At 52.3% G+C, this 25,589-nt stretch carries 24 protein-coding genes; 8 read left to right on the top strand and 16 right to left on the bottom strand.

Going from position 1 to position 25,589, the window contains the following annotated elements:
- Positions 1 to 2 precede the first annotated feature (2 nt).
- Positions 3 to 998, bottom strand: coding sequence for a uroporphyrinogen decarboxylase family protein (locus TPRIMZ1_RS0115085; protein ID WP_010261978.1), 996 nt, complete (start codon positions 996 to 998; stop codon positions 3 to 5).
- A 158-nt stretch (positions 999 to 1,156) separates the two neighbouring features.
- Here TPRIMZ1_RS0115085 and TPRIMZ1_RS0115080 point away from each other — a divergent pair, with 158 nt between their 5' ends.
- A complete protein-coding gene (locus TPRIMZ1_RS0115080) occupies positions 1,157 to 2,059 on the top strand; it encodes a LysR family transcriptional regulator (protein ID WP_010261975.1) in 903 nt (300 codons plus the stop codon).
- On the opposite strand, the gene TPRIMZ1_RS0115075 is transcribed toward TPRIMZ1_RS0115080, so the two are convergent.
- Genes TPRIMZ1_RS0115075 through TPRIMZ1_RS0115065 form a run of 3 tightly spaced genes read right to left on the bottom strand, consistent with a single transcriptional unit; the run spans position 2,048 to position 4,898 of the window.
- On the bottom strand, positions 2,048 to 2,839 hold the full coding sequence (locus TPRIMZ1_RS0115075) for an ABC transporter ATP-binding protein (RefSeq protein ID WP_010261972.1): 792 nt from the start codon (positions 2,837 to 2,839) through the stop codon (positions 2,048 to 2,050). The genes TPRIMZ1_RS0115080 and TPRIMZ1_RS0115075 overlap by 12 nt on opposite strands.
- On the bottom strand, positions 2,833 to 3,828 hold the full coding sequence (locus TPRIMZ1_RS0115070) for a FecCD family ABC transporter permease (protein WP_010261971.1): 996 nt from the start codon (positions 3,826 to 3,828) through the stop codon (positions 2,833 to 2,835). The genes TPRIMZ1_RS0115075 and TPRIMZ1_RS0115070 overlap by 7 nt, the downstream gene beginning before the upstream one ends.
- 8 nt (positions 3,829 to 3,836) lie before the next feature.
- Entirely contained in the window at positions 3,837 to 4,898 is a 1,062-nt protein-coding gene (locus tag TPRIMZ1_RS0115065) for an ABC transporter substrate-binding protein (protein ID WP_010261967.1), read from the bottom strand.
- A gap of 155 nt (positions 4,899 to 5,053) precedes the next feature.
- Here TPRIMZ1_RS0115065 and TPRIMZ1_RS0115060 point away from each other — a divergent pair, with 155 nt between their 5' ends.
- Positions 5,054 to 5,734 (top strand): energy transducer TonB, encoded by a 681-nt coding sequence (locus TPRIMZ1_RS0115060; protein ID WP_010261965.1) that lies wholly within the window; start codon positions 5,054 to 5,056, stop codon positions 5,732 to 5,734.
- Positions 5,735 to 5,857: 123 nt separating this feature from the next.
- Entirely contained in the window at positions 5,858 to 6,631 is a 774-nt protein-coding gene (locus tag TPRIMZ1_RS0115055) for a Rossmann-like domain-containing protein (protein WP_010261964.1), read from the top strand.
- Here TPRIMZ1_RS0115055 and TPRIMZ1_RS19255 read toward each other — a convergent pair.
- The 5 genes from TPRIMZ1_RS19255 to TPRIMZ1_RS0115030 are packed head-to-tail and all read right to left on the bottom strand — an operon-like array spanning position 6,608 to position 13,461.
- Positions 6,608 to 7,351, bottom strand: a complete 744-nt coding sequence (locus tag TPRIMZ1_RS19255) for an ABC transporter ATP-binding protein (protein ID WP_010261962.1) — start codon at positions 7,349 to 7,351, stop codon at positions 6,608 to 6,610. The genes TPRIMZ1_RS0115055 and TPRIMZ1_RS19255 overlap by 24 nt on opposite strands.
- Positions 7,351 to 8,397 (bottom strand): FecCD family ABC transporter permease, encoded by a 1,047-nt coding sequence (locus TPRIMZ1_RS0115045; protein WP_010261961.1) that lies wholly within the window; start codon positions 8,395 to 8,397, stop codon positions 7,351 to 7,353. Before TPRIMZ1_RS0115045 ends, TPRIMZ1_RS19255 begins: the two co-directional genes overlap by 1 nt.
- 9 nt (positions 8,398 to 8,406) lie before the next feature.
- Positions 8,407 to 9,480, bottom strand: a complete 1,074-nt coding sequence (locus TPRIMZ1_RS19880) for an ABC transporter substrate-binding protein (protein WP_010261959.1) — start codon at positions 9,478 to 9,480, stop codon at positions 8,407 to 8,409.
- 37 nt (positions 9,481 to 9,517) lie between these two features.
- Positions 9,518 to 11,629 carry a TonB-dependent receptor gene (locus TPRIMZ1_RS0115035; RefSeq protein WP_010261957.1) on the bottom strand — a complete coding sequence of 704 codons (2,112 nt, stop codon included), beginning with the start codon at positions 11,627 to 11,629 and terminating at the stop codon, positions 9,518 to 9,520.
- Complete coding sequence (locus tag TPRIMZ1_RS0115030; RefSeq protein WP_010261955.1) at positions 11,629 to 13,461, bottom strand: fibronectin type III domain-containing protein; 1,833 nt, start codon at positions 13,459 to 13,461, stop codon at positions 11,629 to 11,631. Before TPRIMZ1_RS0115030 ends, TPRIMZ1_RS0115035 begins: the two co-directional genes overlap by 1 nt.
- A 509-nt stretch (positions 13,462 to 13,970) precedes the next feature.
- Between TPRIMZ1_RS0115030 and TPRIMZ1_RS0115020 the strand changes: the two genes are divergently transcribed.
- From TPRIMZ1_RS0115020 to TPRIMZ1_RS0115005, 4 genes are read left to right on the top strand one after another with little or no spacing between them, the layout of a single operon-like run.
- A complete protein-coding gene (locus TPRIMZ1_RS0115020; RefSeq protein WP_010261953.1) occupies positions 13,971 to 14,510 on the top strand; it encodes a class I SAM-dependent methyltransferase in 540 nt (179 codons plus the stop codon).
- Positions 14,507 to 15,220 (top strand): GTP-binding protein, encoded by a 714-nt coding sequence (locus TPRIMZ1_RS0115015; RefSeq protein ID WP_010261952.1) that lies wholly within the window; start codon positions 14,507 to 14,509, stop codon positions 15,218 to 15,220. Before TPRIMZ1_RS0115020 ends, TPRIMZ1_RS0115015 begins: the two co-directional genes overlap by 4 nt.
- Positions 15,213 to 16,073 (top strand): ATP-binding cassette domain-containing protein, encoded by an 861-nt coding sequence (locus TPRIMZ1_RS0115010; protein ID WP_010261950.1) that lies wholly within the window; start codon positions 15,213 to 15,215, stop codon positions 16,071 to 16,073. Before TPRIMZ1_RS0115015 ends, TPRIMZ1_RS0115010 begins: the two co-directional genes overlap by 8 nt.
- The gene (locus TPRIMZ1_RS0115005) at positions 16,070 to 17,095 is read left to right on the top strand and encodes an ABC transporter substrate-binding protein (RefSeq protein WP_010261949.1); all 1,026 of its coding nucleotides are present in this window, start codon (positions 16,070 to 16,072) and stop codon (positions 17,093 to 17,095) included. The genes TPRIMZ1_RS0115010 and TPRIMZ1_RS0115005 overlap by 4 nt, the downstream gene beginning before the upstream one ends.
- Positions 17,096 to 17,107: 12 nt before the next feature.
- Here TPRIMZ1_RS0115005 and TPRIMZ1_RS0115000 read toward each other — a convergent pair whose 3' ends face one another.
- From TPRIMZ1_RS0115000 to TPRIMZ1_RS0114970, 7 genes are all read right to left on the bottom strand, one after another.
- Positions 17,108 to 17,353 (bottom strand): (2Fe-2S) ferredoxin domain-containing protein, encoded by a 246-nt coding sequence (locus TPRIMZ1_RS0115000; protein WP_010261948.1) that lies wholly within the window; start codon positions 17,351 to 17,353, stop codon positions 17,108 to 17,110.
- Positions 17,346 to 19,058 (bottom strand): [FeFe] hydrogenase, group A, encoded by a 1,713-nt coding sequence (locus tag TPRIMZ1_RS0114995; RefSeq protein WP_010261946.1) that lies wholly within the window; start codon positions 19,056 to 19,058, stop codon positions 17,346 to 17,348. Before TPRIMZ1_RS0114995 ends, TPRIMZ1_RS0115000 begins: the two co-directional genes overlap by 8 nt.
- 1 nt (position 19,059) lies before the next feature.
- Positions 19,060 to 20,937, bottom strand: coding sequence for an NADH-quinone oxidoreductase subunit NuoF (locus TPRIMZ1_RS0114990; protein WP_010261943.1), 1,878 nt, complete (start codon positions 20,935 to 20,937; stop codon positions 19,060 to 19,062).
- Positions 20,934 to 21,446 (bottom strand): complex I 24 kDa subunit family protein, encoded by a 513-nt coding sequence (locus TPRIMZ1_RS19245; RefSeq protein ID WP_010261941.1) that lies wholly within the window; start codon positions 21,444 to 21,446, stop codon positions 20,934 to 20,936. Before TPRIMZ1_RS19245 ends, TPRIMZ1_RS0114990 begins: the two co-directional genes overlap by 4 nt.
- A 134-nt stretch (positions 21,447 to 21,580) precedes the next feature.
- On the bottom strand, positions 21,581 to 22,360 hold the full coding sequence (locus TPRIMZ1_RS0114980) for a DeoR/GlpR family DNA-binding transcription regulator (RefSeq protein WP_010261939.1): 780 nt from the start codon (positions 22,358 to 22,360) through the stop codon (positions 21,581 to 21,583).
- Positions 22,361 to 22,385: 25 nt separating this feature from the next.
- On the bottom strand, positions 22,386 to 23,330 hold the full coding sequence (locus TPRIMZ1_RS0114975; protein WP_010261935.1) for a transketolase family protein: 945 nt from the start codon (positions 23,328 to 23,330) through the stop codon (positions 22,386 to 22,388).
- Positions 23,327 to 24,136, bottom strand: coding sequence for a transketolase (locus TPRIMZ1_RS0114970; protein WP_026043744.1), 810 nt, complete (start codon positions 24,134 to 24,136; stop codon positions 23,327 to 23,329). Before TPRIMZ1_RS0114970 ends, TPRIMZ1_RS0114975 begins: the two co-directional genes overlap by 4 nt.
- Before the next feature lie 181 nt (positions 24,137 to 24,317).
- On the opposite strand from TPRIMZ1_RS0114970, the gene TPRIMZ1_RS0114965 reads away from it, so the two are divergent.
- Positions 24,318 to 25,589, top strand: coding sequence for an ABC transporter substrate-binding protein (locus tag TPRIMZ1_RS0114965; RefSeq protein ID WP_010261929.1), 1,272 nt, complete (start codon positions 24,318 to 24,320; stop codon positions 25,587 to 25,589).

Here is a 25,589-nt window from a genome sequence, read left to right as displayed (position 1 = left end):
CCTTAAAACATCTCCTTGCTCATCCGGTCAATTTCCTTGCTTACTTCCTCGTAGACCCCGGGGAAAATGCTGAACCCAAGGCCATGAACCATACAGGGTATAAAGTACAGTTTGCCGTTTTCACGGCAGGTCCGTTCCACATCCCGCCTTACCTCAGCGGGGGTCCAATCCGCCTTGTCCAGCACACCGTTATTGATGTCCCCCATAAAGCTAATCTTGGGGCCGTATTGCTTGACCAGCGCCGGAACATCGTTTTGGGTGGTACAGCCCTGCCATACATCAATGCCCATTTCGATCATTTGGGGAACCAGGTTTGCCGCATAGGAATCGCTGTGGTGAACGATAATTTCAACGCCGTGGCTCTTCCAGTAGGAGTAGATTTTTTTATACGAAGGCAGGAAAAATTCCCTGAACATATCCGGGGACATGAATGAGGAAATCTGCGTTCCCCAGTCATCGTGGTGGAAAAGGGCGTCGGGCTTTACATATTTACACCATTGCTCGGCGTACTTCAATTCATATTCGGTAATGAAATCGACCAGTTCATGTATCAGCTCCGGCTCTTCGTAGAGATCTATCAGACATTCATCCACCCCCATAAGGTAATGGAGCATCTCGAAAACACCGGTAAAGTAGGGCGCCGCGCAATACTTTTCTTTGCGATCAACCGCCTGTGCCGCCTTAATCGCATCGGCCCAATCCGCCTCGGGAAATTCCAGCCGCGGCGTCGTCTTAACAACTTCCTTCCACTTTCTAATATCCTTTACCACCTTGTGTTCAGCGTCATGCACGGGGAACGCCCCAGGCTGGCCCTCTCTCCAGGCCACGGTAACGCCCCAACTGTTCTTTGTCTCCTGCCCGGGAGCCGTTGGGGATGGGTTGTTGCGGGAAATTGGATCGAGACCGAAGAGTATATCGATAAATTCATACTGATTAACAAACCGGTCCGGTTTGCCGCCGTGGATTGTTTCCAAAAAATTCTGACGGATTGATAACATGGTGCGCCTCCTAAATGAACATTCTTATACTTTCTTATTAGTACCATACTTATTCAATTCCGTAAAACAGAATGTTTTTTATGGGTACAACCTAAAGTTGTAGCAATTTATTGCAAATTGGGGTATACTGCGCATATTCGGGAACCAGGAGGCGCCTTATGGCGGAGGTAAATCACAAACAACTTTTGAACTTTTTAGGGCTCTGCGAAGAAAAAAGTTTTTCCATGGCGGCAAAAAAACTTTTTATTTCGCAGCAGGGTTTAAGTAAATCCATCAAACAGCTGGAAGAGGATCTCGAAGTCCCCCTGTTTTACCGGTCCCCCCAGGGCATTGAGCTGACCGAGGCCGCTCACATTCTGCGTCTAAGCGTACGCTCCTATTTAAATCAATATGATCATGTTATCGAAACCGCAACCCAGCTTAAGGAAAAGGTTGTTTCCAATGTGTCCCTTGGCATACCCTACGGGATCAGCAACGTATTCCCGGTGAATTTTATCAGAAATTTTACGATCCAGAATCCCCTGGTCCGGCTGAGCATCAGAAATTATTCGGATGACACCGCTTTATCAACCATGCTTGAAAATAAACTCCACCTTGGTTTTACCTGCGTACCCTTTGACGCCAATCAATTTGATTCGGTTTACCACGAACAAAGAAAAATTAAACTGCTTGTCAGCAGGAATCACCCCTTTGTAAACCGCAGATCAATTAAACTGCATGAATTAAAAAATGAAAATATAATAAGCCTGGATCACAATTTATATCCCCAGAATAGCATCAGGGAAATTTGTGAACAAAACGGCGCAACGATAGATATTTTTTTAAATGGCGGAGAAAAGCAGCTCATAGGAGAGCTCTGCGATACGGGACATTATGTATGCCTATGGGCGGACGGCATCCATTGTTTTCCCGATCTTGTCTTTATTGATATTGAGGACATGGAATTCTACTGGGAATACAATCTTGTGGTAAATAAACTTGCTTTTATCAGCAGCGCCGAGGAAGAATTTATTAAGTACACAAAAATAGCGCTGGGTATCCGGCCGTCTTTACCCATGTGATATTACCGGTAAACAGCTTGGTACCCCACGGTCGTCCCGGCGTATGGTTACCTGAACTCCATAGAGCCGGGTGATGAGTTCCGCCGTCAGGACATCTCCCGGGGGGCCCGATGCGGCGATTTGGTTGTTGTGCAGCGCCAGGACCTGGTCGGTAAACAAAAAGGCGTGATCCGGGTTGTGGGTGCTGATAATAATACTGTAGCCCTGGCGGCTAAGTTCCTGAATCTGCAGAAGGACCCGGATCTGGTTGCCGTAGTCCAGGTTGGCGGTGGGTTCGTCCATCACCAGGAGCCGGGCATCCTGGGCCAGAGCCCGGGCGATGAGGATCAATTGTTGTTCACCCCCCGAAAGCTGGCGGAATCCCCGGTCCCGGAATTTTGACATCCCCATCCGCTCCAGGGCTTCATCTGCCGTTGCCCGCTGCCGGGTGTTCGGTATGGCCCATTCCTTGCCCTGGGCGGCGGTTCCCATGAGCACCATATCCAGGGCGGAATAGTTAAACGAGGGAGCATGGGTTTGGGGGACATAGGCGATACGTTTTGCCAGGGCGGCGGGGTTCAGGGTTTGTATATCCCGGCCGTCCAGAAATACGGTTCCGGTATGACTTTTTTCCAGACCCAGAATACAACGGAACAGGGTGCTTTTCCCTGCGCCATTGGGACCCAGCAGGCCCAGGAGTACCCCTGCGCCCATGGTAAAGCTGACATCCCGTAACACCGGATTGTTTCCGTAGGAAAAGTTAAGGTCCCGTACTTCCAGCGGCGTTTCCGGGTTTACCATAGATCCCCCTTCCGGGTGATGAGCCAGAGGAAAAAGGGCGCTCCCACCAGAGAGGTAAGTATCCCTAAGGGGACCTCGGTGGCAAAAAGGTTGCGGGAGATATTGTCGATGAGCAGGAGGAACAGGGCGCCGAAGAGCATGGACGCGGGCATGAGATGCTGGTAATCGTTGCCCACGAAACGCCGGGTCAGATGGGGGATCACCAGCCCCGCCCAGCCTATGATGCCGCTCACAGAAACTGCGGCGGCGGTGATCAGGGTGGAGCATACAATCACCAGGACCCGGGTCCGCTTGATATTGACCCCCATGGACTGGGCCTCATCTTCACCCAGGGTGAGGAGGTTGATCCGCCACCGGAAGATAAACAGGGGGACCAGCCCCAGGAGCATGGGAATGAACACAAAGCCTACATCCGCAGGCTTTGTTTTTGCCAGGGAACCCATGAGCCAATAGACAATTTCCGGCAGCACATTATAGGGATCCGCCGCCAGTTTCATAAAGGATATACCGGCGCTGTTCAGGGACGATACCATCAGTCCGGCCAGGATGAGCCCCACAATTTTCCTGCCCCGGGCCCGGTTTCCAATGAACATTACCAGTCCTATGGTGATGAGGCTGGTGAGAAAAGCGAAAACCGTAATCATAGGGCCGGGAAGGCGCATCAGTATTGCCAGAGTGGCCCCGGTGGCTGCACCGCTTGAGGCTCCCAGAATATCCGGGGCAGCCAGGGGGTTCTGAAACACCCCCTGGTAGCTGGCCCCCGCCGCAGCGAGGGAACACCCCACCAGACAGGCCAGCAGGATCCGGGGAAGCCGCACATTGAAAAAGATCGCCTCCATCTGGGGTGTGGCGAAGGCGCCGCCCAGGAGCCGGGTGATCAGGGCGCCCAGGGGTATGGGGTAGCGGCCCAGAGACAGGGATACCAGCACCGTCCCGGCCAGAAGAAAAGCCAAGATGGCGATGGCGGAAAATCTTCCGGCCTTTCCCATACGGCGGCCTATTTGCCCGGACCGATACTGTTTGCCGTCAGCAGCTCATACCGTTCCCGGCTAAGTTCCCGGCCATAAAACAGCCGGTAGTATTCCGCAGTTTCGGTGTACAGGTCGTATTGGGCGTATTGGGGGTAAAGAATTTTCCCCAGCCAAAGCATACCCATGTAACGGTTTATGGACGGTGGGCTACCCATCCAGTTATAGGGCCCCTGGGGAACTTCGTAGTAGGCCCCGGTACGGATAGCCCGGAGTTGCTTCCAGGTGGGGTCCGTCCCAACAGAAGGGTATACACTGTCCGGACCAAAGATGATCAACTCGGGATCCCAGAGCAGTATCTGTTCCAAATTGGTTTCGTTACCACTCCCCCGGGAGCTGGGATTATCTACCACCGCCTTATTATTGGCGATCCAGTCCAGAATTTCCGTATGAAATGACCCGGCGGCAAGCACATTAATCCCCCCGGGCCCCAGGCAGTAGAGTACCTCTTTTTTATTATTCCCCGCCTTGGTCACCACATCCTCAACCTGGGCAAGGGCTTTCTCGCAAAAAAGGGCAAGTTTTTCCCCCTGTTCCTCCCTACCAAGGAGTCGGCCCAGGGTACGGAACGCCTGGGGGGTGGTTCTGAGGGTAGCGGTAATATGGATGGCAGGAATAGCAATGGACTGGGTAATGTCGTCCATATCCTGGGCAATGGTATCCTTTGGCTCACCGATATCGATAATCAGGTCCGGCCCTATCCGGGCAATTTCCTCGGGGTTGAGATCCCGGGACCCGTAGAACTGACCCACCACAGGCAGGTTCATGAGGTAATCCGGCACGAACTCCGCCTGGGCCGGAGAATAGGCCGATGAAACCGTACAGATCAGATCCGGCGCAATTGCCAGGAGGAACATCTGGGCCAGGCTGCCCGAGGGGGAAACTCTGGTGATATTCGCCGGAATCTCCAGGGTTCTCCCGCTGGAGTCCGTAAAGGATACGGTCCTTGATGGCTGGGTTATCGCGACATCCTTCCGGGGCGCAGCGTTCAGTTGAAGGCTGAACCCGAGGAGCAGTATACCACAAAGCATAGAGCGATATTGACTAGCATTGTATTTCATAAACCTATTATATCGGCCAAAACCTGACTGTCAATGACAAATTAACCGGTATTGTTTGGTTGAGTTGGTCCTTGTTGATATCTATCATTGACGGCGGTCTCCCTGGAGAGTAAAATGGTCTTTCCATGAAAAGAAACCGAAACATGTTGTCCCTGATGATCTGTGCCTCCTTGGTCATTCATGGGCTGATTTTTTTCGTCTTTTCGGTATTTTCCATGCAGGTTTCCCCGGTATTGAAGCAGAAACAGTCTGCGGAGCCCTTTTCCTTGGTTAATCTTGTCCTTGTGGAACCCACCCTTCCGGAAGCGCCGCCGCCCGCGCCGGAAATACCCCCGGCGCCTTTGATTGAAGAGTCTATTGAAGAATCGGTTGTGGAGTTTTCCGCCAATTCTCCTGCGGAAAATTTTATCCCCCTGGAAGACAAACCTATTCTTACGGCGTTTATCACACCCCAGCCAAGCTATGCTGCGGCCGCCCCGACTTTTCAGTCCGCCGGTTCCCCCTCCGGAGAAATTTCCGCCCAAATCGCAGCCTATGTTGACCGCAACTACAGTTATATCCAACGCCGCATCCGGGATAAGCTGGTGTACCCATCCCAAGCGCGGCGTGCCGGCATCCAGGGGACGGCGGAACTAGCCTTTACCATCCACGAAGACGGCAGGGTAAGCGGGGTTACGGTAATTGTAAGCAGCGGTTCGGAGCTTCTTGATAGCGCCGCAGAGGCAACCATCTACGCCGCCGCCCCCTTTCGGCAGCCCCCGGCTCCAGCCCGGCTGGTTATACCCGTGGCGTTCCGGCTGCACTAATATATGGCTAGATTAGCTCGAAATAATATTTGGTTTTATCTTGTTATGCATTGTATTTACTTGTTTAGTTATTTCGTGTAAGCTATTCTTCCATGAACTAATGGGTTTAGGAAGGTACATAAAATGGCGGAAAATACAAATCCCTGGGCACTCTACGATGCCCTGATACAGGCAATACCCCCGGAATTTATTGTCGATGAGACAATTACGGGGGAACACTGGGCCTATGTCCGCTCCGGGAGCCGGGTCGGGCTGGCTATGAACCTCAGCCATACGGTGAATAGCGAAACCCGCCCCCGGGCCCTTCCCAATTCCTGCCAGGGCATGGCCCTGCGGGACCTGGCGGTGGCGGCTAAATCCTGGAATCTTGCCGAAGCAAGCCTGGGTGTGGCGGCAATTAACGCGTACTGGAACTCCCCGGAGCATGAAAAGGTCGCCCTGGCCCTTGCTGAAGATGATATTAACGCCTTTGATGCCTGGAAAGATCGGGTAGTAGGCAAAAAAGTTGTGGTGGTCGGCCATTTCATGCACCTGGAGCAAACCCTGGGGCCGATTTGCGAGCTGTCTATCCTGGAAAAACGGCCCGGTCCCGGGGATTATCCCGATTCAGCCTGTGAATTCATCATTCCCCTCCAGGATTTTGTCTTTGCCACCGGGGTTACCCTGGTCAATAAGACCCTGCCCCGGCTTCTGGAACTTTCCCGCCGTCAGGGGATGATCCTGGCAGGCCCGACAACGTCCCTTTCGCCCCTGCTCTTTGACTTCGGGGTACGGGACCTCCAGGGCCTGGTGATAACTGACCCGGATTTATGCCGGGAGGTGATTACCGGAAAAAGGGAGGGGGTTATCTTTGACGCGGGACGACGGGTAAGTTTAGTTCGGCCAAATATCCTTTAAAAGTTCCCTGGGCATATTGTAAAGCGCACAGATACTATCGGTATTGATAACTTCCCGGGTGGGGCCATCCGCCATAACCCGGCCATGCTTGATCAACAGCGCCCGGCCTCCCAGAAACAAGGCGTGTTCGGGATGATGGGTGGTAAGAATGATGGACTGTCCCTGCTCCGCAAGATCCCGTATTACCTGCAAAAGGAGAAACTGGTTTCCATAATCAAGCCCCGATACCGGTTCATCCATAATAAAATACTGTGCCCCCTGGGCAAGCGCCCGGGCAATCAGTACGAGTTGGCGCTCACCACCTGAAAGGTGCAGGTATAAACGCTGGGAGTATTCTGTTAACCCCATCTTTTCAAGCGCCTCATGGGCGATACGATAATCTTCATCATTGTATTTATACCAGGGACTCATGCTCACCCTGCCCATAAGTACCACATCAAGCACGGGGTAAGAAAACACCCCAAGATGCAGTTGGGGTACATAGGAAAAAATTTTTGCCATCCGAGAGCGGTTTATATCCCTAATGTCTGTGCCGTCGATGGAAATCATATTCCTCGCCGTAGGCATAAACCCCAGCATGATTTTTAGAAGCGTAGTTTTTCCGCAGCCGTTGGGCCCCAGGATATTGATGATCTCCCCCTTACCGGCGGTAAAGGATATGTCCTCAATGATCGGCTTGTTTTTCAGATAGCTGAAAGAAAGGTTTTGTACGGTTATCATTAACTCCACCTCCCTTTGTTTTGATACAGGGCATAGACAAAGATGGGCAGGCTTACCAGGGAAGTAACGATCCCTATGGGGATTTCCACCGTAAAGGCGGCCCGTACCAGCATATCCGTAAAGAGCATATAACATGCGCCGGATACGGCCGTCAAAGGGAGCAGCCGGCGGTTATCCGGCCCCACGACAAAACGTACCATGTGGGGTACCACCAGGCCTATCCATCCTATGGTACCGGCGATAGCTACGGTACAGGCGCTGGCCAGGGTGGAAAGGGCTATCAGTTCAATCCGTTTGCGTTTTACCGAAATACCAAGCGCCATCGCTTCTTCGTCCCCAAGACTCAGGGCATTCAACAGTTTGCCCCGGGCGCAGAGGATAACTATCGAGATAAGCAGGATGGGCCCAACCCGTATCAGATCCCGGTTATTTACATTTGCAAAGGTTCCCATAAGCCAGTAGACCAGGGCCGGAAGCTGATTCGTGGGATCCGCAATGTATTTTAACAATGATGACAGGGCCGTAAAAAAGGCGCTTGATATCATACCCCCCAGGATAAGGACCAGCAGGGATGATCGGGGAAAGAACAATGAAAGGAGTATCGACAGGGCAACTGCTACGCAGGCAAAGACAAAAGCCAGAATCTGGGTGGCAAGCCAGGATCGTATGATCACGATCCCCAGGGCAGCTCCAAAGGACGCCCCCGCAAGCACCCCCAGTATTCCCGGTGAGACAAGGGGGTTTACAAACATGGCCTGATACACCGCCCCCGAAGAAGCGAGGGCCGCGCCGACCAGTACCGCTGCCAGTATGCGGGGCAGACGGATATCCCCCATCAGAAACAGTATCTCCCGCTGCCTGTCGCTCAGTTCCGTAACGCTGCCTATATTAAACAGCGTAAAGAACCTATTCATAATTTCGATAACCGCGGTTTGAAGTATTTCTCCCAGGGTAACATGATACCGCCCAACCACAAAACTAACCAACACCAATGCTGTCAGAACTGCGGACATAATAGGCAGGGGGTATTTTTTAATGATATTCATACCCTGCCGTCAGTTTTCCTTTACCATGTTTCCGGACAGCCCCGAGGACAGTATATCGTCTATCTGGGCTTCGGTAAGATTGGTGTGCATGAACAGATCCGTAAAACGTTTGGTTTCAGCCCGTATGTCCAGGTCACACCGGTCAGGGTGTAGTTTCCACGCAAGCCACTGGGCGCCGATAAAACGGGTCACCTCAGGCATATGCATCCAGCCGAAGGGCCCCAGGGGTACGATATACAGTCTGCCTTCCTTGTAGGCCCTGAGGGTTTTCCATTTCGGATCGGCGCTGACATTTCTTGCCCCATCAGGGTTCGACACCAGGATCACATCGGGGTCAAGCTCCATAACCTGTTCAAAGGTCATGGTAGGCCAGGATTGCAGACCACCAAAATCGATAGCGTTTCTGCCCCCCGCAAGTTCAAGCAGATCCCGGGCCTGCATGGTTGCAAGGCCGACCGGCCCATGGGCAATGTAAACCCGTGGTTTCTCAGACTCACTAAGACCGCTTGTCCAGGCGGTAACCTTCGCCAGGGCATCCTCGCCGTAACGGGCCAGCTCTTCCCCCCGTTCCGGTATACCCATCTCACGGCCCAGATCGCGCAGTACCGTGATATAGTCCTTCAGTTCGGCAGCCTTGAGGCTCAGTATCCTGATACCGAGCTGTTCCAAATCCGCCGCCCGTGAATCCACGATTTCCGGGTTTGGGCTGGTTATCAGAGCCCTTTTTACCCCCTCCCGTAACAGGAGTTCCCTATCGGGAATCCCGCCGCCCCACCAGCCGCCGAATACCGGCAGCTGCTGATATTGTTCGGGGATATACCGTTTTTCGTGATCCATGAGCCTGCCGCTCCACCCCGCAAGCCGGTCGGGATCCATAATGTAGAGAATAAAGTTATCGGTAAAATTAGGACCGTATATTTTCTCTGTTGGGGCAAATATACCGGAGTCCCGGCCCGTTTCGGCTAATCCCTTGCTTTCTGCGGCGGGAGAAGCGTATGCGGCTGCGGCCAAGAAAAATAATGCAAAAAACAGCGCAATTGTTCGTTTGAATAATCCCGGATTTGGGATAGACACTTTTTCCATATAATTCCTCCTATGGTTTGATCAATGGACTAACTTTCTAGTAACGGGCAGTTAGAGAGATATTAAAGCTCCGTCCTGCCATCGGAGCATATTGCCTGATTTCGTAGTATTTGTCAAAAATATTTTCCACCCCTACGGAGGCGGTAATATATTTACCAAAGTCATAGCTTACCTTGAGGTGGGCGAGGAAATAGGCCTCCAGTTTTTCAAATCCCTCGGTGTTGGCAAAACGGGAACCCGTATATTCTACCCGGGGAATAATCGAAAGCACTTCCAGGGGTTTGATCACCATATACCCGTTCAAGGTAATTTCCGGGTAATAGGGCAGGACCTTAATGCCGGCTTGGCTGTGATTGATGGTGTTCTGGTTCCATGAGAAGCTCATGCCGGTACTCAGGAATTTTTTTAAACTTATTTCAGGGGCCAACTCGAACCCCCAGAAAGCAGTTGAATCCAGGTTTCGGGAAATATCCACGGATGCGCTGGGGTGATGCGGGTTCGGCCATCCAACGGTTACAATTTTTCCGGTAATAACACTGTAGTACAGGGCGGCATTCACGGTAAGGGCGTAAATGAAGTCTCCGATGCCGCCGAAATACCCCCGGTAACCCAGCTCAAAGTGATTGGCGATTTCCGGTCCCAGGTTTGGATTTGGCATGGCCGATCCGAACCGGGTTGAATAGCGCTGGGACATATTGGGAAAGTGATTTTTCCGGGCATAGGTCAGTCGTAGTTCGTGATCCCCGGTGATCTTATAAAAAGCCCCGGCCTGCCAGGTATAGAGAAACTTATCTTGGGTCTTAACAATAAAATAACTGGCATCCAGAAGTTTTAAGTATTCATTTTCTTCATTCCAGTATTCATTGGGGATGAGTGCGTCAAATCCGAACCCGGCTTTCACCGTCAGGGGATCCCAGGGGTTTATCGCGTGCTCCATACCCACCGACCAGGTATCTTCATTAACATGCATCTCCTCGGTCAGATCATCCTCATTCTTGTAACTGCCCCGCAGTCCTAGGTGATCTTCTTTTTTATACGTAAGCGCTCCCTGAAGGGTGTTCCAGCTATTTATTTCCCATGTTCCTGTAAGACGGCCGCCGGTGGAATATTCATCGTAATCCGAATGGGGTGCATGGATACCCCGCTGCCAAGCCTTCAAGGTATAGTATTCATCCAGACGGTTATCGTATTTATCAAAGTACGCCAGGGCACTGAAGGAGAGGGGACCGGCAGCAAAGATGCTGTTGAGAGAAACGCTGTGCCGCTTCCATACCGGCCATTCCCAGATAGCGTAATCCCGAAGATTGGTATCCGGAGGAGAAAGCCCCTTATCCGAGTCCTGATACACATAGGCAAGCCAAATATCAAGATCCGGTATGGGGGTTGTCCCCGCCATAAGGGTAAGCTTTAAATCGTCGGAATCGGACCAGAGCCGGTCCCCCTTTTCCTGGGGGTTGTCCGTTGTGGGCTCAAAATCTTCAGGAAGCCTGTAATGATCCACATCCCGGTATTGGAATACCGCCTTGGCGTAAAAATACTCCAGCTTAGTTCCGGCGCTTACCACATGGGTTGCGTCCGCATAATGCAGGATGCTGTCAAAATCAAAGCTGGTTTTAAGGGAAGCTTCAAAGGGTTTTTTGGGTTTCGCGGTACGGAGAAGCACCGCTCCCCCCAGGGTATTTGCCCCCAGGAGTTCCGAGCTGTACCCCTTTTCTATTTCGATGCTTTCCATATCCCCAGTAAGGAAACGGGCGCCATCCCCTTCTCCCCGGTAAGGATTGGCCATGACTATTCCGTCCACGAAGACAGGAACACTGTCCGAACCAAAACCCCGAACCGAAAAGTTAGAATCGTTGCGTCGGCCGCCCCCGGAAAGGATCACCCCCGGGGTGTACCGCACCGCCTCCCAAAGATCATTGACGTCATCCCGGTCCATCTCTTCCCGGGTAATCAGTTCGGGGGTGTCCTGGTTGGCATTTACCCCCGCTTCGGGCAGGCGGAATACTTCGGTGTCCTCAGGCAAAGCTTCGTCCGCTTCCATGGAAACGGACGAAGTATCCGCCGCCGCTTCCTGGGCGCCGGTAAGTTCCGGCGTCCAGGCTAAGACAAGGGCCAGCAGTAATACTGCTGCAGGATAGGGGTGATTCATCACTCCTCAGTATAAATCCAGTCACCCGCTACCCAGGGCGATGGAAGGGGAACTCCCCCTTCGATCACAATACGGCCATCAACCAGTGGAATAAGATCCGCACCCTGATCGTAGATATATTCCGCTACTCCGTGCCAGAAGATGTCATCGGTCACCACTTTATTTATACCATCTAACAGGGTATCAAAAAATGCCCCGGTGGCAAGCGTCTCGGTGGTACAGATACGGTAAGTTTTTGTATCATCAATATCCACTCCGTTTATCTTGAGGGTACCGGCTTTTATGCGCCCCCTCGTATACGGCGAAGTGTCCATATCGCTGTATTTTGCTTCTGTTCCGTCGATTATCGCCTGTGTTAGTTCCGGCGGTTTACGATACTGGAGGGTGTAGTGTACTTCGCTGGAAACATTGCCGAAGAAAGCGGTGTTCGAAGGTCCGCCCCTGCCGCTGTGTACTACATCGGCCACCTCGTCGAAGAAGGCTTTGAGCTGAGCCCCAGTCAGGGAGAGGAGCACGAATTTATCTTCCCTGTCAGCCGTTCGGACTATAGCCGAAAGACTGCCCACGGTAATATCCCCGGCCGGAAGTACATTGTCTATGTAGGCCCCATGGAGGAATACAAAGCTAATGTTTTGCTCAGGATATTTATCCCTGATATACCATGCAGCGCCATCGGTAAACAGATTACCTAAACCGGTCTCCTGTACCCGGGTCATACGGTCCGAATTGGGCCTTCCGGTCGGATTAAAGACGCTGGGGGGAAGAGTCTGGGCATAGACAAACTCGGCGCCAGCGCTGCCTAAACTAAATGTTGTGTTACTGTAATCAATTGCAGCTTTCGCTTGGGGAATTCCGCTCGCAGGGTCGCTGACCGGTGAATTATCTTTAGTACTAGCAGAATTCCAGGACTGGACCCATACATAGTAGGATGTGCCGTTGACGAGGCCGGTAATATCACCGCTCACTGGCGATGCCTTTGGGAGGATAGGTTTTTCAACCGGTGTCGCTTGGGAGAAATCATTGGTGGTTCCGTAGTACAATTTATAACTGGGGACATCGGAAACAGGAGTCCATTTCAAGGTTAATTTTGCATTTCCCGGAACAACGGTGGGGGTTTCGGGTTTCTTGTCTGCCGTCGGCGGTGTAGTAGGAACTACGGGCGTTCCCGCGGCGGTGGCGTATCCGGCGGAATTACCGGCGGTATTCCCGGCCCTAACCCATACCGTATAACTTGTACCATTGTCTAATTCCTCAATCATCACCGTTGGTTCGGCTACGGTTTCCATGGTTGCATCTGTAGGCGGTGTTTCCCCTGCCCCGCCCGCTTTGTAATATACCTCATAGAAAGACGCGTCTGTTACCGCAACCCAGCTTACCCCAAGCATTTCCTCATAGGGTGCAACGGTCAAGGTACCGGGGTTGGCCGGCGGTGGAATGGGTGTTCCTTGATACACGCCGGTGAAATCTGATTCCCCAAGTCCTGCATATGCAGCCTTTACCCAGATATAATAGGTCTTGTGATTTTCAAGCTCACTAATGGTGTATTTTACCAGCGACCCGCCGCTGCCGTCAGTGGGAAATATCTCGACTGCCTCTAAGCTATTATTGGACTCACTTATGAATATTTTATAGGTGGGATCAACACCCCCAGCAGCGGCAACCCTGGTCCATTGTAATACCAGGGCTCCATCATTCGCCGTTATCTGGATGGATCCCGGGGCGGGAAGAGGGATATCATCATCGTCGCTTTCCATGGGACAGGCAATAAGCATAAGGATACTCAGTGCAAGTGCAAGGTTGAATACCCAACTCCAATTTTTCTTTAAAAACATACAATACCTCCATTAATATAGATTCCGACCATATACTAGCCAGACCTATTATCGGAAATTATTACAATAAAACGACCTATTGTCAACATGTTATATCCTTTTTTTACATGTTTTATTTGGTTTTGTTTATTTCGTAATAATTCATCTTGATATTTTATTCTGTTTCATAGGTGTTTTGTTATGAAAGAGCCGTTACAGTTTGATCCTCCCCGGAAATACTGACCAGGCCGTAGGTTTTATAAATTGGTAACCCAGCGCCCATTTCACCATTCCCCTTGTTTCGTTTGGTTTCATCATGTTTGAGCAGAAAGGTATCTTGATAAAGTACGGCTTTCCCTGGTATAATTCACGGCAGTATCGAAGGAGGAAATACTATTCCCCAAGCCACCACACCTTCTCAGGCCAAAGCCTTAGAATTCGACTGCATAGCGGATGAAGTTTTTGCCCCCATATACCCACTTATCGCCCGGCGGCTCCTGGAACTTGCCGGGATAGACCGGGGCAGTTGTGTGGACCGGGGCCGCTGTGTGGACCTAGGCTGCGGCGGAGGCCACCTGGGCTTGGCTGCGGCGGAATTATTTACGAATGAAATCACCCTTTTAGATTCAAACCCCTACGCTCTGGAACTGGCCGCCCGGCGCATCAAAGAAAGGGATCGGGCTCGTATAACAACCCTCTGCGCGGATGTACACACCATGCCTATTCCGGATGCTTCGGTAAACCTGGTTATCAGCCGGGGAGCCATGTGGTTCTGGGACAAGGAACGGAGCCTGACTGAAATCAGGCGTATCCTGGCGCCGGGGGGTACGGCGCTTATGGGCGGGGGCTACGGCAGCCCGGCCCTCAAGGCGGAAATTTACCGCATCATGTCGGAACGGAACGGCAATGACTTTGGGGTGCGTCAGCAGAAAACGACCCTGGGTTCCACTCCGGATGATTACGCCCCGGTTGCACAGACCCTGGGTTTCGATGTCCGGGTGGTCCACGATGATACCGGGGACTGGCTCCTTCTTCGCAAACCCGCAGTATCCCCGGAGGCGCGGTCATGAGGCTCGTAACCTTTGCGGGGCCCCCCTCGGCGGGTAAAACTTCGGCTGCCATCAAAACGGCGGAGGTTCTTTTAAAAGAGGGCTTCACCGTGGGGGCGGTTAAATTTGACTGTATCTCCACCACCGATGACGAACTCTACCGCAAGAAGGGCATTCCGGTACTCACGGGCATCTCGGGGAATTTTTGTCCGGACCATTACTTCATCACCAATATTGAGGACTGTATAAGCTGGGGAGTTTCCCGCAATCTGGACTTCCTCTTCAGCGAAAGCGCCGGGCTCTGTAACCGCTGTTCCCCCCATATCAAGGGGGTCCGCTCCCTCTGCGTCATCGACTGTCTTTCCGGGGTTAACACCCCTAAAAAAATCGGCCCCATGCTCCTTTTCGCCGACATGGTGATTATCACCAAGGCGGATGTGGTTTCCCAGGCGGAACGGGAGGTCTTTGCGTTCCGGGCCCGGGAGGCAAACCGGAACGCCCGTTTCCTCTTTGTAAACGGCCTTACCGGGGAGGGCGCCTTTGAGTTGGCCCGTTTTCTCCGGGATGCCCCGGAAATCGCCACCCTAAACCATTCTGAAATCCGCTTCCCCCTGCCTTCTGCCCTGTGTTCCTATTGCCTGGGAGAAACCCGCATAGGCCCGGATTACGCCACCAACAGTATGATTGCCCGGAAAATCGAAATACCGGCGGATGGAGAAGCCCATGTCTAGGGATATACACCGTATTACTATCCTGGGGGGCCGCGACAAGGATGGCTTACCTGAAGATTTTACCCTGACCATGAACCGGGGGGACATACTCTGCGTGGTGGGGCCCACGGGCGCCGGGAAAAGCCGCTTTCTGGAGGACATAGGCTGCCTTGCCCAGGGGGATACCCCCACAGGGCGGCGTCTACTCCTGGACGACCGACCCCCTAGCCAGGAACAGCGCTATTCCCTGGAAGGAAAGCTGATAGCCCAGCTTTCCCAGAACATGAACTTTATCATGGACCTTACGGTGAAGGAATTTATCCTCATGCACGCCGAAAGCCGTAATTTGGCTGCCCTGGGGGACCGTTTTTCCGGCCCCGGCCTGGTAGACCGAATCGTAGCCGCCGCCAACCGGCTCACCGGGGAAGCGCTGTCGGCGGATACGGCGATTACCCAGCTTTCCGGCGGCCAGTCCCGGTCCCTGATGATCGCCGATACTGCCTTGCTCAGCCCCTCCCCGGTGGTGCTCATCGACGAGCTGGAAAACGCCGGGGTGGACCGCAGCCGGGCTCTGGAGCTGCTGGTGAATGAGGACAAGATAGTCCTGGTTTCCACCCACGATCCGGTGCTGGCCCTGCTGGGACAACGGCGGGTTTGCATACACCGGGGCGGGGTGCGACGGATCATCGAAACCAGCCCGGCTGAACGGCACAATGCGGCCCTCATGGGGGAGCTGAGCGAGAAATTTCTGGCCCTCCGGGAATTGCTCCGGGAAGGGGCCTCCCTGGATTTTGATATGGAATCGTTTTTTGCGCGGGAAACTTCGTTGCAAATAGCGGAAAATACTTCCGTAAAAGAAAGGAGTTTATTATGAAGAAAGAGTCGATCATCGAACTGGTTCCCGATTCAATGCGGGAAAATCTGGATTACCTGGGCCATGTCCACTGCCCCATCAAAGACCGGTTTTCTACGGCCTGGAAGGATTTTGAGACCGAATACAACCGGTCCCGGGATCCAAAACTTAAGGGCGTGGTTCCCATGGGGGGCTGCGGAGTGGATATCTACTATAATATTAGTGCGATTCAGGATATGACAAAATTTCCCGCGGTGGTCTCCGAATCCGGGTACGGGGAATACTTTACCGGGAATTTCCTGGAGTCCCCGGAAAAACAGGAATATTTTGTCCAATGGCCTCTGCCCCAGCCGGTACATCCCCTTTTCCGGAACCTGGATCTTCGGGACCCCCGGGAAAATTTCAGCATCTTCGGGGCCATGCCCTATGTGCTCCTGGTGAACCACCGGCGTCTCAATGGCCGGCCTGCGCCCAGATCTGTTTCGGATCTTACCAATCCTATTTACGAAGGGAGCGTGGGAACCGGCTTTGCTCCGGAGGATATTACGGAACTCCTCCTTCTGGAGATTTGGAAAGAACAGGGTGAAGAGGGAATACGTTCCCTGGCCCGCAATATCGGCTTTGCCGGCCGGGCCCCCGAAATGGCCGCCGACTCCCTGGGAAACCGGGATGGCTGTTGTGTCTATTTTATATCCTGGTTTTTTGCCCACGCAGTTCCCAAGCGGGATTTCCTGGAAATTATCTGGCCCGAAGACGGGGCGGTACTCAACCCCATGTACGCCCTGATAAAAAAGGACCTGACTGAACCCCAAAGGGCCGCCGCAGAATGGCTTTTCAGCCCCAAACTGGGGCAGATCATGGCCGATGGCTGGTTTGCCCATGTGAACAGCGCGGTCCGCTACCCCCTGCCTGGGGATGCTAAAATTCGCTGGGTGGGCTGGGACTATATCTACGAAAAGGGACTTCTCCCGCGGGTGGAGGAAATTGAAGCCATATACTACGATGAACGGCGAAAAAACTGTTTATCAGTTGCCGCTTCTTGATTCGTAGTTAATCTACACCTTCCCAACCACCACGGTGTTGAAAAACTCCCGGGCCTCTTCCGCCGGAACACGGTGTCGGTCTCCGCCCACGGAGACCGACACGCCGGGCTTGGCGCACTCCTTCATACAGAAGCTGGACTTAAAGTTGACCTTCCCGTGGAGGCTTTTTTCCTCGATCATCTGCTGAAACGTCTGGATCACATTGTAAGCGCCCTTGGTGTGGCAGGAAGTTCCGATACAAACGCATAACTCAAGCATGGTGCGCCTCCTTGTGCAGATAATCTACGTGGAGCAGTTCGTGCACCTTGCCCTTAAGCAGGCCGCCGTAGAGCTCTATCATCAGGGGGTTCTCTTCGGATCGCTTGACGTTACAAAGCTTATCCGCTGCGTACAGTCCCTGCCCCCGGGAAAGCTTTTCCTCCCAGCCAACCGAAGGCTGCCCGGCGCCGGAAACACAGCCCCCGGGGCAGGACATAACTTCCACAAAGTCGTAGTGTTCCTCCCCGGATTTTATCCGCTCAATAAGGTCCGCAGTATTCTTGAGGCCGCTCACTATTGCTATTTTCAGCTGCTTATCCCCAAAGGGGATGGTGGTGGTCTTGAGACCCTCCATGCCGCGCACCCCGGTCCAGCCCAAGGACATGAGGGTTCCCGCGGATTTGTCCGTGGTCACCCGGCGGAGCACCGCTTCGGTAACGCCCCCGGAAACGCCGAAGATAACCCCGGCCCCGGATATGGTACCAAAGGGCATGTCCACCGCTTCAGGCTGCAGGGTAGTCATGATAATCCCCGATTCCCGGATCATCTTGATCAGCTCCTGGGTGGTGATCACATAGTCTACCTGGGGTTTCCCGTTAACCTTAAACTCATCCCGGGCGGCTTCGAACTTCTTGGCCGTACAGGGCATCACCGCCACATGGACATGGGGCTTGCTGGTTGCAAGGTTGGATTCCTCCCGGATCACCGCGGCAAACATCTGCATGGGAGAACGGCAGGTAGATATATGGGGAAGCAGCTCGGGGTATTTCTTTTCCACAAACTGTATCCAAGCGGGACAGCAGGAAGTAAAAAGCGGCATGCCCCCGCCTTCCCCATTCTCAACGCGCTTGAGAAATTCGTTCGCCTCCTCCAGCACCGTAATGTCCGCGCCGGTCGCCGTATCGTAGATCTCATCAAAGCCCATGCGCCGCAGCGCCGCCACGATAAGGCCGATGGCGTTTTCCCGCCGGGCAAAGCCGAATTCCCTGGTAACCGCCACCCGTACCGCCGGGGCTATCTGGACCGTAACTTTAGTGTTCCGGTCATCCAGGGCCGCCCAGATCTTGTCGGTATCGTTCCTCACGGTGATGGCCCCGGTGGGACACACCGCGGCGCACTGCCCGCAGCCAACGCAGGGGGATTTCCCGATAGGCTCGCCAAAAACCGGGCTTACCCGCATCTTAGCGCCGCGGCCGGCAAAATCAATAGCCCCAACCGACTGGACCTCGTTGCACATACGGATACAGTCCCCGCAGAGGATACATTTACTTTCATCCCGGATTATACACAGGGACGATTCATCCAGCCGGGGCACCGCATTGGTGTTGGGAAACCGTACATCCCCAAGGTCAAAACGCAGGGCCAGTTCCTGGAGCTTGCAGTTTTTGCTCTTCTCACAGGTGGTACAGTCCCGGCAGTGATTCGACAGGAGCAGTTCCAAAATATTCTTCCGGTAATTCCGCAGCCGCTTCGTGTTGGTCCGTATCACCATCCCCGGCTTGGGAATGGAGGAGCAGGACGAGTCCAAGCCGCCCCCATCAATCTCCACCATGCACATACGGCAGGCCCCGTATACGGACAGATCCGAATTGTAACAGAAGGCAGGCATATCTATCCCCGCCTTACGGATCAATTCCAAAATATTTTTCTCCCCCGCAATTTCCACGGGAACTCCGTCTATGGTCATGAATTCTCTGACAGCCATTTCAGCTTGCCTCCTTGACTGCCCCAAAGGGACAGGCGCTTACGCAGGCGCCGCACTTGATACACTTACTCTGATCAATCTCGTGGATACTCTTCGGCGAACCGTTTATGGCGCCCACGGGACAGCCCTTCGCACATTTCGTACAGCCCTTACAGGCTCCGGGGTCTATGGTAATAACCTTCAGTTTCTGGCAGCTCCCGGCGGGACAGTGTTTGTCCCGTATATGCGCCTCGTATTCGGAGCGGAAATTTTTGATAGTACTGATAACCGGGAAGGGCGCCGTCTTTCCCAGACCGCAGAGAGCGGTAGCAGCAATGGTGTCCGCCAGTTCCTCCAGGAGCTCTATGTCCCCTTCCTTGCCCAGGCCCACCACGATCCGTTCCAGGATTTCCAGCATACGCTTGGTTCCCTCCCGGCAGGGAATACACTTCCCGCAGGATTCGTTCTGGGTAAAGTTCATGAAGAACCGGGCTATCTCCACCATGCAGGTGCCGGAGTTCATCACCACCAAGCCCCCGGAACCAATAATGGCCCCCGCTGCCTTGAGGGAGTCGAAGTCCATGGGCAGTTCCAGATCCTTCGCGGTAAGGCAGCCCCCCGAGGGTCCGCCTATCTGGACCGCCTTAAACTCCGCACCGTTCCTAATGCCCCCGCCTATGTCGAAGATAACCTCCCGCAGGGATGTTCCCATGGGCACTTCGATAAGCCCCGTGTTCACGATATCCCCCGTAAGGGCGAAGGTCTTGGTTCCCGGACTCCCCCCAGGGCCTATGCCCTTGTACCAAGCCGCCCCCTTCCGGATGATCAGGGGGATATTGGCAAAGGTTTCCACGTTATTAAGCAGGGTAGGCTTTTCAAACAGCCCCTGTTCCACGGTACGGAACCGTTTAACCCGGGGCATTCCCCGCTTGCCTTCTATCGACGCGGTTAGGGCGCTGCCTTCACCGCAGACAAAGGCCCCGGCCCCCCGGAATATCTTTAAGGTAAAACTGAACCCCGACCCCAGGATATTATCACCCAACAGGCCGAACTCCCGGGCCTGGGCTATAGCTATCCGCAGCCGGCTTACTGCCTGGGGATACTCCGCACGGACGTAGATGTACCCTTCCGTACACCCTGCAGCCCGGGCCGCGATAAGCATACCCTCGATCATCTGGTGGGGTACCCCCTCCATGACGCTCTGGTCCATAAAAGCCCCGGGATCTCCCTCGTCGCCGTTACACACCACGTACTTGGGGGTGTTCTTCTGGCGCTGCACCTGGTTCCACTTAATCCCTGTAGGGAAGCCCGCGCCCCCCCGGCCGCGGATATTAGACTCCGTCACCTCGCCGATGATCTGTTCCTGGGTCATGTCAAAGAGCGCCTTCTCAAAAGCGCTGTACCCCCCGATGGCAAGGTACTCCTTAATTGATTCGGCGTTTATTTCACCGCAGTCCCCCAGGACCACCCGCGTCTGTTTCTTATAGAAAGGTATCTCAGCCTTGTGGGGTATCCCCTTTCCGTCCTTCTGATACACCAACCGTTCTACCAGCTTACCCGCAGAAATGGTCTTCTCAACGATTTCCCCCGCGTCCTCGGGTTTAACCTTGGTATAGAGCCAGCCCTCGGGTTCAACCAGGATGAGGGGCCCCTGGTCGCACAGGCCGTGGCAGCCGCTTTTTTTAAGCCCCACCGGATGTCCCGGTTCTTCCTTCAGCTCCACCGAGCAGGGGAGATTTTTCTCTTTAATTATTTCAACCAGCTTATCGTAGACCGCTATGGAGCCCGAGGCGATACACCCCGTCCCGGCGCACACGAAGATCCGCCGTTTTTCCGCATCCAAAGCTTTTTTGTAGGTTTCCCTGACCTTTTGCAGGGCTTCTCTGGTAGCTAATTTCATTCCGCCACCCCCTTTGCAAGTTGCGCGGGGGACTCCGTTGCAAGCTGTGCCTTCAGCTCTGCCAGCAGGGCACTCACCTTTTCGGGAGTCATATTGGCATATACCTTGTTATTCACCGTCAGCGCCGGCCCCAGGCTGCACGCCCCCAGGCAGGCCACGGTCTGGACCGTAAAACCCAGATCCCCGGTGGTTATCTTCTTTTCAGAAAGCCCCAGTTCCTTACGGAGCCGCTCCAGGTTGGGCAGGGATTTCCGCACATGGCAGGCCGTACCGTCACAGACCTTAATAATAAACTTCCCCTTCGGATCCAGGGAAAAGTTTTCAAAAAAGGTAGCCACCCCAAAAATCCGGGCCTCGCTTACCCCTAACTTTTCCGCAATATAGGGAAAAATCTCCGGGGGTAGGTAGTTGTACTTTTCCTGTACCCCCTGCAAAACCGGTATTATCGCATTAGGCGCGGCTCCCCATTCATCGATAACCTCATCGATGACACCGTAATCAAACTCCATAGACACCTCTCTTCGACTCTGCCTGTCAGTGGCTTTTAGTATTTTAATGCAGAATGGGTGATAATGCAATCATTTAAATCATATGACGAGGTATCGAGGGGGGAAACCTCCGGAGACTTCCCTTGTTATATTATTTAAATGTCCCCGGTTTCGCCGCAAATAACGGTTTCTATATTAATATCCGCCAGTCGTTTAACATAATCCTGACTAATCCCTGCATCGGTAATAAGAAAATCAATTTTATCCAAACACCCGAGAGAAGCAAAGAGAATTTTTTCCAGCTTACTTGAATCCACCAGTAGATATACCGTTTTAGCCGAATTGATCATAGCCCGTTTTAAGGGAAGATCTACAAAACTTGGATACGTGAGACCCGCCTCCAGGGAGAAGCCCCCGGCGGCTAGAAAAAGTTTCTCCACATAAAGATCACTAAAAATGGAAACCGATTTTTCACCGGTCAGGGAAAGCGTGGGAGCTTTGAATTCTCCTCCGGGCATAACAATAGTATTGGTCGGCTCTTTACCCAAAGCCAAGGTTATATTGATGGCTGGGGTGACTATCTTGAGTTCCTTTTTAGTTAACAGGGGATTAATCATCTCCGTAACGGTGGTTCCCGAATCAAGGATAACACTGTCCCCGGAATTGACAAATTCCGCAGCCTTGGCTCCGATAAGTGTTTTACGATCCATGTTGATATGCCGTTCAAGCTGTATATCAGCGGCAAAGGATGAATAATTACTGATGAAGGCTCCCCCGTGCTGACGGATGATAAGCCCCGCATGTTCCATTGTTTCCAAATCCTGACGTATAGTGGGTTCCGAGACTTGAAAAATCTTTTTTAGCTCCTGAACCCGGCAGCTGCCGTTCTCACGAAGAAGCTCAAGTATCTTTTCACGTCTTTGTTCCGGAAACATCCAATGAATCATCCTTTTCAGATAGTTATACTATCATTTCTTCCAGGGTTTTGGCAATACCGGCGGCATCCAGCCTGAAAAAAGCCTTATTATCCCCTGCTGTCCAATTCCGGGTAAAAGAACCATCAGGTATCCCCAGACGCCTAAGACGGGCGCCTAAACCCTGTTCGGCGATCAATTCCGCCACAAGGCTCCCGGCGCCTCCGTGGGTGGAGTGCTGTTCAACAGTTAATACCAAGCCGGTTTTACGTATTGATTCGATGAGCGCCTCAGGCAAAAAGGGCCTGATGGAAGTAAGAGCAAAAATATCGCAGGTAACACGGCCCTTAAGGCTTTCGGCGGCCTTGAGTGCATCATGAACTGCAGTCCCCAGGGCAATAATGGTGAGGTCTTTCCCTTCAGAAAAACGAACCGGAAGGCCGGGTGTAAAAGTATAGGAGTCCGGTGTAATAACCGGAAACTTCCCTGTATTGAGACTGGCATAGACTGGTCCCTGCCGTTTAAGAACCCCGTACTCCAACATTTGTTTACATTCCCGGGGATCGCAGGGAACATATATCTCAAAATTGGGCATACCGCGGATAAAACAAATATCATTCACCTCATGATGGGTTATTCCATCGGTCCCGTAGCTGAAACCGGGATGCAATCCGGTAACTTTGACATTACTGTTCGAATAGGAAATATCCACCTTAAGCTGTTCGTTGGAACGGGAAATCAAAAACGGTGCGGCGTTTCCGGTAATGGGAATAATCCCGCTGTTGGCCAAACCTGCGGCTATACCCATAAGGTTCTGTTCGGCTATACCCACATTGATTAAGCGCTCGGGAAACAGATCCCGAAAAGGTTTTATCTTGCTGGTACTAACCGAATCGCTCACCAGGTACATGATATTTGCACCCTGTTTAATCATATCTATATAAGAACTAACCGCTGCATCCCGAAGTTCTAAGTCTGAATTCTCTTTCATATCTTCAATTCCTCCAGGGCCTTGATACCCTGTTCCTCGCTGGGAATGGTATGATGCCATTCAGGGCGATTCTCCATAAAGGAAACGCCCTTACCTTTTATCGTTTTGGCAATCACCGCGTGGGGCTTATTCCCCGAATAGTCCAGGGAATCAAAAAGGTCCGCCATGGCCGCCGTATCATGACCGTCAATTTCGTGGACATCCATACCGAAACTAAGTAACTTTTCTTTAAGCGGGTTTATTTCCATAGTATTCGCCACAGAATCTGCAAGTTGGAGCCCGTTGGCGTCTACAATTAAAACGAGGTTTCCAAGTTTGTAATAGGAAGCTGCCATAGCGGCTTCCCAGTTGGTACCTTCTTCCAATTCACCATCACCGGTAAGGACAAAAACCCGGGATTTTTTATCTGTTTTTCTGGCCCCCAGGGCCATACCCACGGCGATGGGAAAACCATGTCCCAGAGCTCCGGTACAAACTTCGATCCCCGGCACATGGTTTGTCGGGTGTATGGTGAGGGGACAATCATGGGACAAATAACTGTCCAGCCATGCCGTAGGGAAAAAGCCCGCCTCGGCCAGAGCGGAATAATACCCCTCAGAGGCGTGCCCTTTACTCAGAACAAAGCGGTCCCGTTCCGGATCGCTCAAGTTTTCAGGCCTAAAATTGAGGGTCTTAAAAAATAAAACCGCCAGAATGTCCGCTTCGGATAACGAAGAACCCATATGCCCTCCACGGGCTTTAGTAATCATGGCTACAGTTCTTTTTCGTATTTCGTTTGCTTTCGTTTTAAGAGTTGCATTATCCATTTATAACCTCGAAATCTGAATAAATAAAGAGTAAAACATAATAATAAAAAGGTCAAACGATTTTTATTGTATTCTTTTACTTTTTTTTCCTTTCTTTTGTTTGACATTTCAAAAGACAGAGGGTATACTCAAAGCTAATGAATAGGTTCTATTCAAATAACTATATGGAGGAGAATAAAAGATGAACACAAAGAGAGCGATGAAAACAGGTTTGGCCCTGGTCATGATGGCGGCTTTAAGCCTTACAACAGCTTGGGGCGGTGGCCAAAGTTCCGGCGGCGGCAGTGGAAAGACCCAATTGACGGTTTGGACCTTGAGTACCCGTCAAGTAGCCTATGATGCTGTTATTAAGGCATTCAATGCGGCAAACCCCGATATCCAGGTTACCGCAGCCTACTATGACACCGATGGTATTAAGGATGCCACCAAGGTGGCGGCATCTTCCAAAACCCTGCCGGATATGTGGTTTAACTGGGGCGGCAGTTTAGGCGGTTTTTTTGCGGAAAATGATCTGGTCTACGATCTGACCAATTATGCCGCTCAAAATGGGTGGAAAAACACCTTTAGTCCCGGGGTGTTGAATCTCTGTACCCTGTCAGGCAAGCTGGCCGGATATCCTACCGCTTATAATGTTCTGGACGTTTATTATCGCAAGGATATATTTCAAAAGTACAACCTGAGTGTTCCCACTACCTTTGAACAATTTGAGCAGGTATGCGCGACATTGAAGCAGAATGGTATTACCCCCATCTCTACTGCAGGCCTTTACGGCTGGCATGTGATGCGTTTCGTAGAATTGCTAATAGAACATTATGCCGGGGCGCAGCTCCACGATTCGATGAGCACTTTCCAAACCAGCCATAATAATGATGCGGTGATACAAGCCCTGACCAAATACAAGGAATTCTGCGACAAGGGCTATTTTCCCGCCGGTTTTGTTACCGCAGATCCTAATAATACCCAAATGGCAGTATTCTCCGGTGCTGCGGCCATGGATGTCCAGGGGCAATGGTATGACGGGACTATCATCCAGGAACAGCAGGATATAAGTAAATATGGTACCTTCGCCTTCCCCTCCGGCGGGACCAATCGTATGTCCGCCTTTGCTGAAATGATGCAGCTTAATAAGAATCTTAGTAACGAAAAGCTGGCGGCCTGTATAAAATTCCTGGATTATTATTACAGTAAAGAAAATGTTGCAAAGTATGCCGAATATTATAACCTGCCCCTGCCCCGTCTGGATGCGGAAATGCCCGCAGGTCAACCCAATGTGGCGATTATGATGCAAACAAGTAATACGAACGGTACTTTTACCATTACCGACCAGGCCTTCCCGACGGAAGTTGCGGATGAACTATTCCGGGTTCAGGACGGTATTGCTAATGGTCAGATAACTCCCCAAGACGGCGCAGCCCGTATACAGGCAGCTATTACGGCCTATCGCAGCAAATAG

Source organism: Treponema primitia ZAS-1, from assembly GCF_000297095.1.
Classification (GTDB): Bacteria; Spirochaetota; Spirochaetia; order Treponematales; family Breznakiellaceae; genus Termitinema; species Termitinema primitia_A.
This window is presented reverse-complemented; position numbering and strand designations above follow the sequence as displayed.

Coding starts and splice junctions, on each gene's coding strand:
- TPRIMZ1_RS0115065 (WP_010261967.1), bottom strand. CDS start 4,898: ATGCTTTGTGGTATACTGCTCCTCGGGTTCAGCCTTCAACTGAACGCT.
- TPRIMZ1_RS0115060 (WP_010261965.1), top strand. CDS start 5,054: ATGAAAAGAAACCGAAACATGTTGTCCCTGATGATCTGTGCCTCCTTG.
- TPRIMZ1_RS0115055 (WP_010261964.1), top strand. CDS start 5,858: ATGGCGGAAAATACAAATCCCTGGGCACTCTACGATGCCCTGATACAG.
- TPRIMZ1_RS0115070 (WP_010261971.1), bottom strand. CDS start 3,828: ATGGGAAAGGCCGGAAGATTTTCCGCCATCGCCATCTTGGCTTTTCTT.
- TPRIMZ1_RS0115000 (WP_010261948.1), bottom strand. CDS start 17,353: ATGCTTGAGTTATGCGTTTGTATCGGAACTTCCTGCCACACCAAGGGC.
- TPRIMZ1_RS0115005 (WP_010261949.1), top strand. CDS start 16,070: ATGAAGAAAGAGTCGATCATCGAACTGGTTCCCGATTCAATGCGGGAA.
- TPRIMZ1_RS0114965 (WP_010261929.1), top strand. CDS start 24,318: ATGAACACAAAGAGAGCGATGAAAACAGGTTTGGCCCTGGTCATGATG.
- TPRIMZ1_RS19255 (WP_010261962.1), bottom strand. CDS start 7,351: ATGATAACCGTACAAAACCTTTCTTTCAGCTATCTGAAAAACAAGCCG.
- TPRIMZ1_RS19245 (WP_010261941.1), bottom strand. CDS start 21,446: ATGGAGTTTGATTACGGTGTCATCGATGAGGTTATCGATGAATGGGGA.
- TPRIMZ1_RS0115080 (WP_010261975.1), top strand. CDS start 1,157: ATGGCGGAGGTAAATCACAAACAACTTTTGAACTTTTTAGGGCTCTGC.
- TPRIMZ1_RS0115030 (WP_010261955.1), bottom strand. CDS start 13,461: ATGTTTTTAAAGAAAAATTGGAGTTGGGTATTCAACCTTGCACTTGCA.
- TPRIMZ1_RS0115015 (WP_010261952.1), top strand. CDS start 14,507: ATGAGGCTCGTAACCTTTGCGGGGCCCCCCTCGGCGGGTAAAACTTCG.
- TPRIMZ1_RS0115010 (WP_010261950.1), top strand. CDS start 15,213: ATGTCTAGGGATATACACCGTATTACTATCCTGGGGGGCCGCGACAAG.
- TPRIMZ1_RS0114995 (WP_010261946.1), bottom strand. CDS start 19,058: ATGGCTGTCAGAGAATTCATGACCATAGACGGAGTTCCCGTGGAAATT.
- TPRIMZ1_RS0114990 (WP_010261943.1), bottom strand. CDS start 20,937: ATGAAATTAGCTACCAGAGAAGCCCTGCAAAAGGTCAGGGAAACCTAC.
- TPRIMZ1_RS0115075 (WP_010261972.1), bottom strand. CDS start 2,839: ATGGTAAACCCGGAAACGCCGCTGGAAGTACGGGACCTTAACTTTTCC.
- TPRIMZ1_RS0115045 (WP_010261961.1), bottom strand. CDS start 8,397: ATGAATATCATTAAAAAATACCCCCTGCCTATTATGTCCGCAGTTCTG.
- TPRIMZ1_RS0115035 (WP_010261957.1), bottom strand. CDS start 11,629: ATGAATCACCCCTATCCTGCAGCAGTATTACTGCTGGCCCTTGTCTTA.
- TPRIMZ1_RS0114975 (WP_010261935.1), bottom strand. CDS start 23,330: ATGAAAGAGAATTCAGACTTAGAACTTCGGGATGCAGCGGTTAGTTCT.
- TPRIMZ1_RS19880 (WP_010261959.1), bottom strand. CDS start 9,480: ATGGAAAAAGTGTCTATCCCAAATCCGGGATTATTCAAACGAACAATT.
- TPRIMZ1_RS0114970 (WP_026043744.1), bottom strand. CDS start 24,136: ATGGATAATGCAACTCTTAAAACGAAAGCAAACGAAATACGAAAAAGA.
- TPRIMZ1_RS0115085 (WP_010261978.1), bottom strand. CDS start 998: ATGTTATCAATCCGTCAGAATTTTTTGGAAACAATCCACGGCGGCAAA.
- TPRIMZ1_RS0114980 (WP_010261939.1), bottom strand. CDS start 22,360: ATGTTTCCGGAACAAAGACGTGAAAAGATACTTGAGCTTCTTCGTGAG.